This window comes from Bacteroides sp. L008 (assembly GCF_040812255.1).
Taxonomy (GTDB): domain Bacteria; phylum Bacteroidota; class Bacteroidia; order Bacteroidales; family Bacteroidaceae; genus Bacteroides; species Bacteroides vicugnae.
The window spans coordinates 414135-427542 of the sequence record NZ_JBFNXO010000002.1 but is presented as its reverse complement, the minus strand read 5'-3'; the positions used below and the strand labels follow the sequence as shown (position 1 = coordinate 427542).

The 13408-nt window shown below is 43.7% G+C and carries 8 protein-coding genes, 2 tRNA genes and 3 rRNA genes; 1 reads left to right on the top strand and 12 read right to left on the bottom strand.

Annotated features, from left to right (window positions below; translation table 11 throughout):
- Nucleotides 1–32 precede the first annotated feature (32 nt).
- Together AB3G73_RS20920 and AB3G73_RS20915 are read right to left on the bottom strand one after the other, a co-directional pair.
- Nucleotides 33–803, bottom strand: a complete 771-nt coding sequence (locus AB3G73_RS20920) for an ABC transporter ATP-binding protein (RefSeq protein WP_148366592.1) — start codon at nt 801–803, stop codon at nt 33–35.
- Nucleotides 800–1543: an ABC transporter permease gene (locus AB3G73_RS20915; RefSeq protein WP_148366593.1), complete on the bottom strand. Its 744-nt coding sequence runs from the start codon at nt 1541–1543 to the stop codon at nt 800–802. The genes AB3G73_RS20920 and AB3G73_RS20915 overlap by 4 nt, the downstream gene beginning before the upstream one ends.
- A 75-nt stretch (nt 1544–1618) precedes the next feature.
- Between AB3G73_RS20915 and lptB the strand changes: the two genes are divergently transcribed.
- Nucleotides 1619–2380, top strand: a complete 762-nt coding sequence (gene lptB / locus AB3G73_RS20910) for an LPS export ABC transporter ATP-binding protein (protein ID WP_004297152.1) — start codon at nt 1619–1621, stop codon at nt 2378–2380.
- A gap of 143 nt (nt 2381–2523) precedes the next feature.
- Here lptB and der read toward each other — a convergent pair whose 3' ends face one another.
- From der to AB3G73_RS20860, 10 genes are all read right to left on the bottom strand, one after another.
- Nucleotides 2524–3837, bottom strand: a complete 1314-nt coding sequence (gene der / locus AB3G73_RS20905) for a ribosome biogenesis GTPase Der (RefSeq protein WP_004297149.1) — start codon at nt 3835–3837, stop codon at nt 2524–2526.
- Nucleotides 3838–3885: 48 nt separating this feature from the next.
- Entirely contained in the window at nt 3886–4767 is an 882-nt protein-coding gene (gene era, locus AB3G73_RS20900) for a GTPase Era (protein WP_004297147.1), read from the bottom strand.
- An 86-nt stretch (nt 4768–4853) separates the two neighbouring features.
- Nucleotides 4854–5861, bottom strand: a complete 1008-nt coding sequence (locus AB3G73_RS20895) for a beta-ketoacyl-ACP synthase III (protein WP_195648657.1) — start codon at nt 5859–5861, stop codon at nt 4854–4856.
- Between the two features lie 86 nt (nt 5862–5947).
- A complete protein-coding gene (gene rpmF, locus AB3G73_RS20890; RefSeq protein ID WP_074559973.1) occupies nt 5948–6133 on the bottom strand; it encodes a 50S ribosomal protein L32 in 186 nt (61 codons plus the stop codon).
- A 12-nt stretch (nt 6134–6145) separates the two neighbouring features.
- On the bottom strand, nt 6146–6724 hold the full coding sequence (locus tag AB3G73_RS20885; RefSeq protein ID WP_074559974.1) for a DUF177 domain-containing protein: 579 nt from the start codon (nt 6722–6724) through the stop codon (nt 6146–6148).
- A gap of 207 nt (nt 6725–6931) precedes the next feature.
- Nucleotides 6932–7042 (bottom strand): 5S ribosomal RNA (gene rrf / locus AB3G73_RS20880).
- A gap of 77 nt (nt 7043–7119) precedes the next feature.
- Nucleotides 7120–9999, bottom strand: a 23S ribosomal RNA gene (locus tag AB3G73_RS20875).
- 155 nt (nt 10000–10154) lie between these two features.
- Nucleotides 10155–10228 (bottom strand) — tRNA-Ala (locus AB3G73_RS20870).
- Between the two features lie 58 nt (nt 10229–10286).
- Nucleotides 10287–10363: transfer RNA gene (locus tag AB3G73_RS20865), tRNA-Ile, on the bottom strand.
- 277 nt (nt 10364–10640) lie between these two features.
- A 16S ribosomal RNA gene (locus AB3G73_RS20860) occupies nt 10641–12169 on the bottom strand.
- Together the 16S, 23S and 5S rRNA genes with 2 tRNA genes alongside form the textbook arrangement of a ribosomal RNA operon.
- Nucleotides 12170–13408 lie beyond the last annotated feature (1239 nt).

The following is a 13408-nucleotide window of genomic DNA, read 5'->3' as shown; positions in this document are numbered from 1 at the left end:
ACTTCTGTCACCTGATGACAGAAGTTTTTTTATTACCCTTCCATTCCTTGCACTTCCACGTCCTTCACCTTACGGAGCAAGTCGGAAGCAAAGATAAAGTTATTCAGTCGTTCATTGGTAGAAGTAAAGATGTCATCTTTCGTACCTTCCCACTCTTTATGTCCCTCATAAATATAAATCACCTTCTCACCAATCCCCAATACAGAGTTCATATCATGCGTATTGATAATGGTCGTCATGTTATATTCCTGCGTAATATCGTGGATCAGATCATCAATCACCAATGACGTTTTCGGGTCCAGCCCCGAGTTCGGCTCATCACAAAACAGATATTGCGGATTCAAGGCAATCGCACGCGCAATAGCGACACGCTTCTGCATACCACCACTGATTTCTCCCGGAAACTTATCTTTCGCTTCCCCCAGATTCACACGATCCAGACAGAACATCGCCCGTTTGACCCGGTCACGCAAGATATCGTTGCTAAACATATTCAGTGGAAACATCACATTATCAAATACGGTCATAGAGTCAAAAAGAGCCGCACTCTGGAAAATCATTCCCATTTCCTTGCGAAGCATCTTCTTCTCCTTCTTCCCCATTAGGACAAGGTTACGTCCGTCATACAAGACTTCTCCTTTCTCCGGAGTCAGCAATCCTACAATACATTTCATCAACACCGTCTTACCGGAACCACTCTGACCGATAATCAAGTTTGTCTTTCCATTTTCAAAGTCAGCATTGATATCACTCAATACTGTCTTGTCATCAAATGATTTATAAAGTCCTTTAATCTCAATCATCCCATCAAAAGTTTAGTTAATATCAAGTCTGAAAACAGAATCAATACACTGCTGGACACTACGGCATCCGTAGAAGCCTTTCCTACAGCAATCGAACCTCCCTCTACCGTGTATCCGAAGAAAGCGGACACACTTGCAATGATAAACGCAAAAAAGAGGGATTTGATGATACCCGCCCAGATAAACCATTCGTTAAACATATACTGCAAACCATATTCGAGATCGACAGCATTCATAACCCCGGCAAACCAACATGTGCAAAAGGCACCGATGATTCCGGCAAAGATACTAAACGTCACTAGAATAGGGATAACAGTCACCATCGCCGTAATCTTAGGCAAAATCAGGTAGTTCGCCGAATTGATACCCATAATTTCGAGCGCATCAATCTGTTGTGTCACCCGCATCGTTCCTAATTCGGAAGCGATATTCGACCCGACTTTTCCGGCAAGAATCAAGCACATGATGGAGGAAGAAAATTCCAGCAACATAATTTCACGTGTCACATATCCCACTGTCCAGCGGGGCATCCATGGACTTTCGATATTCAACTTAATCTGAATGGTAATCACTGCGCCAATGAAAAACGAAATCAACAGCACAATACCGATGGAGTTTACACCTAGCTGCTCCAACTCGTTAAGGTATTGCCGGAAGAACATACGCATACGCTCGGGGCGGGAAAAAGTCCGTCCCATCAGTATAAAATATCTCCCGACGGTTCTCAATGCTTTTATCATAACTCACACTATTTGTCTGCAAATGTACATTATTTCAGCTTATTTTTACTACATTTGCCGCAAAATAACTAGAATATGGAAGAAAGCAAGATGGTGCTCCGCACGGAAGACTTGGTTAAAAAGTACGGTAAACGAACCGTTGTAAGCCACGTTTCCATCAATGTGAAGCAGGGTGAGATTGTAGGTTTGCTGGGACCGAACGGTGCCGGTAAGACGACTTCATTCTATATGACTGTAGGGCTGATTACTCCTAATGAAGGACGTATTTTCCTCGATGACTTGGAGATTACCAAATATCCGGTTTACAAACGCGCACAAACAGGAATCGGCTACCTTGCACAGGAAGCTTCCGTTTTCCGCCAGATGAGCGTGGAAGATAATATCGCCTCTGTACTGGAAATGACCAACAAGCCCAAAGAATATCAAAAAGAGAAACTCGAAAGCCTGATTGCAGAGTTCCGCCTGCAAAAGGTACGCAAAAATAAAGGTAACCAGTTGTCGGGAGGTGAGCGCCGCCGTACAGAAATTGCCCGTTGTCTTGCCATCGACCCCAAATTCATCATGCTTGACGAACCTTTTGCCGGTGTCGACCCGATTGCCGTAGAAGATATCCAGCAAATTGTATGGAAACTGAAAGACAAGAATATCGGAATCCTGATTACCGACCACAACGTACAGGAGACGCTTAGTATCACAGACCGCGCCTATCTGCTGTTCGAAGGAAAGATCCTTTTCCAGGGGACACCGGAAGAACTATCGGAAAATCAGATTGTGCGTGAAAAATACTTGAGTAATAGTTTCGTGTTACGCCGAAAAGATTTCCAGTTGGAAAAATAGGTTCACCACAGAGGACACGGAGGACACAGAGTTTTATTTTATAAGAAGACACGGATTGCCCCAATCTATATTTATATAGTTGAGACAGTCCGTGTCTTTGATTTATTATTTCCCTGTGTCCTCCGTGTCCTCTGTGGTGAATTTTATTTCTGTCGAATATAAATATTAACCGGCGTACCTGTCAGATTCCATTTCTCACGCATCTTATTTTCGAGGAAACGTTTGTATGGCTCTTTCACATACTGCGGCAAGTTGGCGAAATATACAAATGAAGGCACTTGTGTGTTCGGCAACTGTGTGATATATTTAATTTTGATATACTTACCTTTATTGGAAGGAGGCGGATAAGCCTCGATCAACGGAAGCATTTCTTCATTCAAACGTGCGGTCGGAATCTTTGTCGTCCGGTTTTCATACACACTACGTGCTTCTTCAAGCACTTTCAGAATACGTTGTTTAGTCAGTGCAGAAGCAAAGATGATCGGGAAATCGACAAACGGAGCAAAACGCGAGCGAACAGCTTCCTCAAACGCTTTCTGTACTTTCACAGATTTATCTTCCACCAAATCCCACTTATTGATAACAACTACCAGTCCTTTCTGATTCTTCTGAATCAGAGAGAAGATATTCAAGTCCTGCCCCTCAACACCTCTTGTAGCATCCAACATCAAAATACAAACATCCGAACCTTCGATAGAACGAATCGAACGAACGACTGAATAATATTCCAAATCTTCATTTACCTTGTTTTTCTTACGGATACCCGCTGTATCCACCAGGTAAAAATCAAATCCGAATTTATTGTAACGAGTATAGATAGAGTCGCGGGTAGTTCCGGCAATCTCTGTTACGATATTACGTTCTTCCCCAATAAATGCATTTACAATGGAAGACTTTCCGGCGTTCGGACGTCCTACCACAGCAAAACGAGGAATATCATCATCCAGAATTTCAGATGATTCTTTCTTGAAATTGCTGACAATCAAGTCCATCAAATCACCCGTACCACTTCCTGTCATGGCAGAGACGCAATACGGATCGCCCAATCCCAGTTTATAGAATTCGGGAGCGTTATATTGTAAATCGTGATTATCCGTTTTATTAGCAACCATAATCACCGGACTATTAGCACGACGCAGAATAGCAGCTACCTGCATATCCAAGTCAGTCACTCCATTCATCACATCCACTACAAACAGAATGACATCCGCTTCTTCCACGGCCAATAATACCTGCTTACGGATTTCCTCTTCAAAGACATCATCCGAGTTGACCACCCATCCACCGGTGTCCACCACAGAGAATTCACGGCCCAGCCACTCAGACTTGCCATATTGTCTGTCGCGGGTTGTACCCGCTTCTTCATTCACAATAGCCTGACGAGTCTTCGTCAGACGGTTAAATAAGGTAGACTTGCCCACATTCGGGCGTCCTACAATTGCAACTAAATTACCCATAGTTCAATACCTTGTTTTTTCACGACTATCACAGTCGCATGAATACTCTTAATCTAACTGATAACCAAAATTGCGGAGTTCCTTATCCGAACTACGCCAATCCTTATCCACTTTCACATACGTTTCGAGGAAAATAGTCTTTCCAAAGAAACGTTCCAGTTCACGGCGAGCCTCGGTAGCCACCTTCTTCAACGCCTTTCCCTGTTTACCGATAATGATTCCTTTCTGCGAATCACGTTCCACGTTAATCACCGCCCGAATATGAATCTTCTTCGGTTCTTCCTTAAACTCTTCTACGACAACCTCCACCGAATAGGGGATCTCTTTATCGTAGTAGAGCAGAATCTTTTCCCGGATAATCTCATTCACGAAGAAACGGGCAGGCTTATCCGTCCACTGATCCTTTCCAAAATAAGGAGGAGAATCGGGCAGCAGTTCTTTGATCCGCTTCATTACATAGTCTACATTGAACTTTGATGTAGCAGAAATCGGAATAATTTCGGCTTGGGGAAGCAACTCTTTCCACTCTTCCACCAGCTTTACCAGTTTTTCCTGATCTGTAAGATCTATCTTATTGATGAGCAAGAGAACAGGCACCGTCATCTGACGCACCTTTTCCATAAACTCATTATTCTTATCCGGCGTCTCCACCACGTCCGTTACATAAAGCAAGATATCCGCATCCGTCAATGCCGAAGTAGAAAAATTCAACATAGACTCCTGTAGTTTATAATTGGGCTTCAACACACCCGGAGTATCAGAAAAAACAATCTGCATTTCATCCGTATTATAGATTCCCATAATCCGGTGACGAGTAGTCTGCGCTTTGAAGGTAGCGATCGAAATACGTTCGCCTACCAAGACATTCATCAATGTCGATTTTCCGACATTCGGATTTCCTACGATGTTTACAAAACCTGCTTTATGCATTTCTCTTTATTTTATTGGTTGAGACAAAAAAACGCATCGAATCGAAATAGGATGCGTTTTTGAGTGTTATAGTTCAGTAACTTACGTTACGATTCCTTCTTTCCATCATAACCCCATTTCACATATACTGCGCCCCAAGTAAATCCGGCACCGAATGCAGTGAAAATGATGTTATCGCCTTTCTTGAGTTTATCTTCATAATCCCAGATACACAGAGGAAGTGTAGCGGCACTCGTGTTACCGTAATGCTCAATATTTATCAACACTTTATCCATTGGCACCTCCATACGGTGTGCCACAGCCTCGATGATACGGACATTCGCCTGATGCGGAACAATCCAGTCAATACTATCTTTCGTCAGGCCATTCTTTTCTGCGATTGCAGCAGAGACATCCGACATGTTGGATACAGCATATTTAAATACTGTTCTTCCTTCCTGGTGCAAATAGTGCATCTTATTGTCTACTGTGAAATAAGACGGAGGACAAACCGAACCACCAGCTTTCATGTGGAGGAAAGGCAATCCCTTACCATCTGTTCTCAGTATCGAATCCATGATCCCGTAATCTTCCGTAGTCGGTTCCACCATAAAGGCAGCAGCACCGTCACCGAAGATAGGGCATGTAGCACGATCTGTATAGTTAACCATTGACGACATCTTATCGGCACCGACAATGATAATTTTCTTATATCTTCCCGAACGGATGAAATTAGCAGCTGTCTCCATCAAATACAGGAATCCGCTACAAGCAGCCTGCAAATCGAAGGCAAAAGCATTCTTCAGTCCGAGTTTATCACAAAGAATAGAAGCTGTAGAAGGAAAGTGATAGTCAGGAGTAGTAGTAGCAACAACAACTAAATCAATGTCATCAGGATTAGCGCCAGTCTTCTTCATCAACTGTTTGGCAGCTTTGCGCGCCATATATGAACTACCTAATCCTTCCTCATTCAGAATATGTCTTTCCTTTACTCCGATACGAGTCATAATCCATTCGTCGTTGGTATCCACCATTTTTGATATCTCATCGTTAGTCAAGATATAATCGGGTACGTACCCGCCGACTCCTGTGATTACTGCATTTATTTTTTCCATCAAACCTATTTTTAATTAGCAATACTATAATACTTAAAGCAGCCGGAGAGTTTCACCCCCAGGCTGTTTCAGTATAACTGTACTAATTATACAGCTGCTTCTTTCACAATAGCGAGCTTACCTCTGTAATAGCCGCAAGCACCACATACAGTGTGGTAAACGTGCCATTCGCCGCAATTCGGACAAATAGCCAATGTAGGAGCTACTGCCTTATCATGAGTTCTTCTCTTCGCTTGTCTCGTACTTGATTGTCTTCTCTTAGGATGTGCCATTTTCTTAAAACTTTAATTATTATCTAATATTTTTTTTAATTCATTCCAACGAGGATCAATTTGTTCCTCCACTTCTTCCTCAATTACGATGTCATCTCCACCTGTGTCGAAAGTATCATCGCTATCCTCATTCGCATTCGTTTTCAAATGCTTGTTCAATTTACTGGTTACCGCTTTATTACACTTACCGGGAGCATGTACATGCTTCATGGGTATAGAGAGTGCAATAAACTCATACATGAACCATGCAACGTTGATTTCCCCTTCTTCCTCGGGAATCACAATCAGGTTGTCACCTTCTTCTGCATATTCATGTCCAAACTTTACCATCAGTTTATCAGAAGAACTGATAGGCAACTCCATATCATCCAGACAACGGTCACATGGTACCCATACCATTCCCTCAGTCTGAAAACTCAGCTCGAAAGCACGAGAGGTTCTTTTCACGGTCAATGTAACATTCACCTTTCCTTTCTGAACTTCAGGACCATCAATGTGAGCGAAGTAAAGGTTATCCAATACAAACTCATACTTAGCAGAGTCTGTTTGCATTCCTTTCAAGTCAATTTTGTATTTATCAAACTTTCCCAAAGCTTCTCTCTTTTTTAAATCGTTAGCTTACAATTCGGGCGACAAAGATACAAATAAATATCCTCATAACATACAAATTATCAGTAAATATTCACTTTTTTAATAGGTATTATGAGGTTTGTATCTGTTAAAAACGGCGATATAAATACCAAAGTAATAAAAAAACAGAAAGCCTCGCCCGTCCAATAGACAAGCGAGGCTTCTTAAAAACGGCGGCTACCTACTCTCCCACTGTTACGCAGTACCATCGGCGTGACGAGGCTTAACTTCTCTGTTCGGAATGGGAAGAGGTGGAACCCTCGTGCTATAACCACCTGAATAAGGTTATGACATGATGAAAAGTAAAAATTCAGTGTCTAGAAAGCTAAACGTATATACCCAACCGGTACATGTTCGAAAGAAAGTGAACGGGCAATTAGTAATGCTCGGCTTTGATGTTACCACCTTTACACCTGCATCCTATCAACGTCATCGTCTTTGACGACCCTAAGAAATCTAATCTTGTGGCTGGCTTCGTACTTAGATGCTTTCAGCACTTATCCAATCCCGACTTAGATACCCAGCAATGCACCTGGCGGCACAACTGGTAAACCAGCGGTCAGTCCAACACGGTCCTCTCGTACTAGTGTCAGAGCCACGCAAATTTCATACGCCCACGATAGATAGAGACCGAACTGTCTCACGACGTTCTGAACCCAGCTCGCGTGCCACTTTAATGGGCGAACAGCCCAACCCTTGGGACCTTCTCCAGCCCCAGGATGTGACGAGCCGACATCGAGGTGCCAAACCCCTCCGTCGATATGAGCTCTTGGGAGGGATCAGCCTGTTATCCCCGGAGTACCTTTTATCCTTTGAGCGATGTCCCTTCCATACGGAAACACCGGATCACTATGCTCTAGTTTCCTACCTGATCGACTTGTCTGTCTCCCAGTCAAGCGCCCTTATGCCATTACACTCTACGGACGGTTACCAATCGTCCTGAGGGCACCTTTAGAAGCCTCCGTTACACTTTTGGAGGCGACCACCCCAGTCAAACTACCCACCAAACAGTGTCCTCGTATCTACGAGTTAGAACTCAAATAATCAAAGGGCCGTATTTCAACAGCGACTCCACAAATACTGGCGTACCTGCTTCAAAGTCTCCGGCCTATCCTACACATCAATTACCCAAATTCAATGTTAAGCTATAGTAAAGGTTCACGGGGTCTTTTCGTCCCATCGCGGGTAATCGGCATCTTCACCGATACTACAATTTCACTGAGCTCACGGTTGAGACAGTGTCCAGATCATTACACCATTCGTGCAGGTCGGAACTTACCCGACAAGGAATTTCGCTACCTTAGGACCGTTATAGTTACGGCCGCCGTTTACTGGGGCTTCAATTCAATGCTTCTCTTGCGATGACATCTCCTCTTAACCTTCCAGCACCGGGCAGGTGTCAGGCTGTATACGTTATCTTTCAATTTGGCACAGCCCTGTGTTTTTGTTAAACAGTTGCCTGGACCTATTCTCTGCGCCCAACTCTCGTTGGGACCCTTTATCCCGAAGTTACAGGGTCAATTTGCCTAGTTCCTTAACCGTGAATCACTCAAGCGCCTTAGTATATTCAACCCGACTACGTGTGTCCGTTTGCGGTACGGGTACCTTAAAGATTAAGTTTAGCGGATTTTCTTGGGAGTATGTTTACACGCACTATTACCTCATTCCGAAGAATTCGGTATACTATCAGGTTCGACTCTTGCGGTGGATTTGCCTGCCGCAATCAACATCTACACCCTTCAACGGACTATTCCGTCAGTCCGCGGCGCTGTCACTCCTCCGTCTCCACGTCACTCTTTAAGGTAGTACAGGAATATTAACCTGTTCTGCCATCGGCCTCACCGTTCGGCTGAGCCTTAGGACCCGACTAACCCTGATCCGATTAGCGTTGATCAGGAAACCTTAGTCTTTCGGCGAGGGGGTTTCTCACCCCCTTTATCGTTACTTATACCTACATTTGCTTTTCCACACGCTCCAGCAAAGCTCACGCTTCACCTTCGACGCAGAGTGGAATGCTCCCCTACCGATCATTACTGATCCCATAGCTTCGGTAAATTGCTTAATGCCCGATTATTATCCACGCCAAACTCCTCGACTAGTGAGCTGTTACGCACTCTTTAAATGAATGGCTGCTTCCAAGCCAACATCCTAGCTGTCTTAGCAATCTGACTTCGTTAGTTCAACTTAGCAATTATTTCGGGACCTTAGCTGATGGTCTGGATTCTTCTCCTTTAGGACATGGACCTTAGCACCCATGCCCTCACTCCTGGGATCGAACTACTGCGCATTCGGAGTTTATCAAGACTTGATAGGCGGTGAAGCCCTCGCATCTTATCAGTCGCTCTACCTCACAGTAGTAATTCCCAAGGCTGCACCTAAATGCATTTCGGGGAGTACGAGCTATCTCCAAGTTTGATTAGCCTTTCACCCCCACCCTCAGTTCATCCGGAAGCTTTTCAACGCTTATCGGTTCGGTCCTCCAGTTAGTGTTACCTAACCTTCAACCTGACCAAGGGTAGATCACTTGGTTTCGCGTCTACTCCTTCCGACTAATCGCCCTGTTCAGACTCGCTTTCGCTTCGGCTTCATGTCTTGAGACACTTAACCTTGCCGGAAAAAGTAACTCGTAGGTTCATTATGCAAAAGGCACGCCGTCACTGCTTACGCAGCTCCGACCGCTTGTAGGCGCACGGTTTCAGGGACTATTTCACTCTTCTATTCGAAGTGCTTTTCACCTTTCCTTCACAGTACTGGTTCGCTATCGGTCTCTCGGGAGTATTTAGCCTTACCGGATGGTCCCGGCAGATTCACGCAAGATTTCTCGTGTCCCGCGCTACTCAGGATACCACTACGCTTCGTTTCACTTCGTATACCGGACTATCACCGTCTATGGTCCCATTTTCCAAAGGGTTCTACTCATGAAATGTCTTGCGATGTCGTGGTCCTACAACCCCAATATTGCCGTAACAACATTGGTTTGGGCTAATCCCCGTTCGCTCGCCACTACTAGGGGAATCATTATTATTTTCTTTTCCTACAGGTACTAAGATGTTTCAGTTCCCTGCGTTAGCTTCCATCTAGGATGGATGACATTCCTTCAGAATGCCGGGTTGTCCCATTCGGAAATCTTCGGATCAAAGGTTATTTGCACCTGCCCGAAGCTTATCGCAGCTTATCACGTCCTTCATCGCCTCCGAGAGCCAAGGCATCCGCCATGCGCCCTTGCTTACTTTCTTTCAAACTTCTTAAATTGAAAATTGAGAATTGAGAATTAAAAAATAATACTCAATGACAATATCAATCACGTACGGTTTGATATATACTTTTAGCTCTTACTAAAATTTTACTTTTTGTACATCATGTCAAAGATCGTTTCTCTTTTCAGAGATCGTGGAGAATAACGGATTCGAACCGTTGACCCTCTGCGTGCAAGGCAGATGCTCTAGCCAGCTGAGCTAATCCCCCAAGAGGTTATCAAGAATTACTGTATTCCGCTTACGCGGCATTTCCTCGTTCTTGAGCTTGGTAGTCCCAGGCAGAGTTGAACTGCCGACCTCTACATTATCAGTGTAGCGCTCTAACCAACTGAGCTATAGGACTATGTTCTACGCATTATCGGCTGCTTTCGGCATAATCGATGCAAGCATCGCTTCTGCTCTCTCTTGCTCGATAATTCAACCTTGTCTACCTGTATGTTAGACTCGGCTTCTTTTTTCTCTTGTTTATCTCTATCTATACTTCTATAGATGGTTGATCTATATATTATAAATAAACAAGTACCAGTAGTACAAAAACAGAACCTTTAAAGTCACTTTTTTTACGATGTCGTATTTTACATTATTCATGCAGAATTACATCGTTTACGGCATCACTCCAGAAAGGAGGTGTTCCAGCCGCACCTTCCGGTACGGCTACCTTGTTACGACTTAGCCCCAATTACCAGTTTTACCCTAGGACGCTCCTTGCGGTTACGTACTTCAGGTACCCCCGGCTTTCATGGCTTGACGGGCGGTGTGTACAAGGCCCGGGAACGTATTCACCGCGCCATGGCTGATGCGCGATTACTAGCGAATCCAGCTTCACGAAGTCGGGTTGCAGACTTCGATCCGAACTGAGAGAGGTTTTTGGGATTAGCATCCTGTCACCAGGTAGCTGCCTTCTGTACCCCCCATTGTAACACGTGTGTAGCCCCGGACGTAAGGGCCGTGCTGATTTGACGTCATCCCCACCTTCCTCACATCTTACGACGGCAGTCTCTCCAGAGTCCTCAGCATGACCTGTTAGTAACTGAAGATAAGGGTTGCGCTCGTTATGGCACTTAAGCCGACACCTCACGGCACGAGCTGACGACAACCATGCAGCACCTTCACATTTGCCTTGCGGCTATATAGTTTCCTACATATTCAAATGCAATTTAAGCCCGGGTAAGGTTCCTCGCGTATCATCGAATTAAACCACATGTTCCTCCGCTTGTGCGGGCCCCCGTCAATTCCTTTGAGTTTCACCGTTGCCGGCGTACTCCCCAGGTGGAATACTTAATGCTTTCGCTTGGCCGCTTACTGTATATCGCAAACAGCGAGTATTCATCGTTTACTGTGTGGACTACCAGGGTATCTAATCCTGTTTGATACCCACACTTTCGAGCATCAGTGTCAGTGACAGTCTAGTGAGCTGCCTTCGCAATCGGAGTTCTTCGTGATATCTAAGCATTTCACCGCTACACCACGAATTCCGCCCACCTCTACTGTACTCAAGACTGCCAGTTTCAACTGCAATTTTACGGTTGAGCCGCAAACTTTCACAACTGACTTAACAATCCACCTACGCTCCCTTTAAACCCAATAAATCCGGATAACGCTCGGATCCTCCGTATTACCGCGGCTGCTGGCACGGAGTTAGCCGATCCTTATTCATATGGTACATACAAAATCCCACACGTGGAATACTTTATTCCCATATAAAAGAAGTTTACAACCCATAGGGCAGTCATCCTTCACGCTACTTGGCTGGTTCAGACTTACGTCCATTGACCAATATTCCTCACTGCTGCCTCCCGTAGGAGTTTGGACCGTGTCTCAGTTCCAATGTGGGGGACCTTCCTCTCAGAACCCCTATCCATCGTAGTCTTGGTGGGCCGTTACCCCGCCAACAAACTAATGGAACGCATCCCCATCGATAACCGAAATTCTTTAATATCAATCTCATGCGGGATTGATATGCTATCGGATATTAATCTTTCTTTCGAAAGGCTATCCCCGAGTTATCGGCAGGTTGGATACGTGTTACTCACCCGTGCGCCGGTCGCCATCTTCACTTTGCAAGCAAAATGAAATGCTGCCCCTCGACTTGCATGTGTTAAGCCTGTAGCTAGCGTTCATCCTGAGCCAGGATCAAACTCTTCATTGTAAAAGTATTTTTATCATCAGTTAAGATGATTATTTGCTCTGTTCAGGACGCCGTAAATTTATTGACCTTATTCAAATACCTATCAGCCTTAATTGTATCGCTACTTCATAAGACAAGCATTGACGGTTCTATTTTTACTTGTACTACTTGTATTGTTTATCAATATTTCAAAGAACTAACGTGGCTTCCGCCGCGCCTGCTTTCTTTTCGAAAGCGAATGCAAAGATAAGGACTTTTTCAGATAACTTCCAAACTTTTTTCAAAGTTTTTTGTTTTTATTTTCCGTGGCCTTCATCTTATAGCAGAATGTCAATCATTAGGCTCTGTCTCTCTAGCAAAGCGGGTGCAAAAGTAGACAAGTTATCAATAACATCCAAATATATCTGACTATTTTTTCTAATTATTTTCGGGTATTCATCCTAACTTACTGAATCATAACGATGTTGTAGAATATATTTTTCTTCATATATGTTGCATATATATGAAAACAGACAGGAAAGGACACCTTATTATATTACATACGCGCGTATAGAGCAAATAGCAAAAAGATATTCGCAAAGAGAAGGTAAAAAGAGAAGTACTCTTAAAGAAACAAACTAAAAAAATAGATTTCTACAGGACAAGAACACATAAAAAAGTGAGAATAGTTATCCGTTATCACTCTACTTTTGTTTATAATTCGCTCCTACTAATCAATAAATAAATTACTATCCTAATTTCAGCATACAGGTGTCTTTCTTTATAAGACATACCACTTCATAGGCTTTCTTCTTATGTTCAATATTCATTTGCTTAGTAGTTGGCAAGGGCTCACTGCAGTAAACAAATAAGCTATCAGATGTAAACAAATTCGTTCACTGCAGTGAGCTGTTAAAAGACATTAGGGCTTATCAGAAGAATCACGAGGGATAAACATCTATTATATAAGACATTGACGTCTATTGTATAGGAGAGTATAGGATAAAAGCGAATAGACAAGACACTTATTATAAACTGTTTAAGATAGAATCAGGACGAGACAGGGTGAGGGTAACTTTTTACCCTCACCCTACTACCGCACTTACCCTCACACGTTGTAACCACGATGAATAAAGGGATTGAGCGAAGGTGTGAGGGTGTGAGGGTAAAAGTGATACAAAAATTTAGTTGAAATGAAATATTAAAAGCATCCATGTTCTATTAAAAAAGAAGGAGCTGCACAATGCAATGCATTCTTTCTGTTAAAACCTCCGGGATACT

Excerpts from the sequence above, each read along its gene's own strand:
- AB3G73_RS20895 (WP_195648657.1), bottom strand. The coding sequence starts at position 5,861 with ATGGAAAAAATAAATGCAGTAATCACAGGAGTCGGCGGGTACGTACCC.
- AB3G73_RS20915 (WP_148366593.1), bottom strand. The coding sequence starts at position 1,543 with ATGATAAAAGCATTGAGAACCGTCGGGAGATATTTTATACTGATGGGA.
- lptB (WP_004297152.1), top strand. The coding sequence starts at position 1,619 with ATGGAAGAAAGCAAGATGGTGCTCCGCACGGAAGACTTGGTTAAAAAG.
- der (WP_004297149.1), bottom strand. The coding sequence starts at position 3,837 with ATGGGTAATTTAGTTGCAATTGTAGGACGCCCGAATGTGGGCAAGTCT.
- era (WP_004297147.1), bottom strand. The coding sequence starts at position 4,767 with ATGCATAAAGCAGGTTTTGTAAACATCGTAGGAAATCCGAATGTCGGA.
- rpmF (WP_074559973.1), bottom strand. The coding sequence starts at position 6,133 with ATGGCACATCCTAAGAGAAGACAATCAAGTACGAGACAAGCGAAGAGA.
- AB3G73_RS20920 (WP_148366592.1), bottom strand. The coding sequence starts at position 803 with ATGATTGAGATTAAAGGACTTTATAAATCATTTGATGACAAGACAGTA.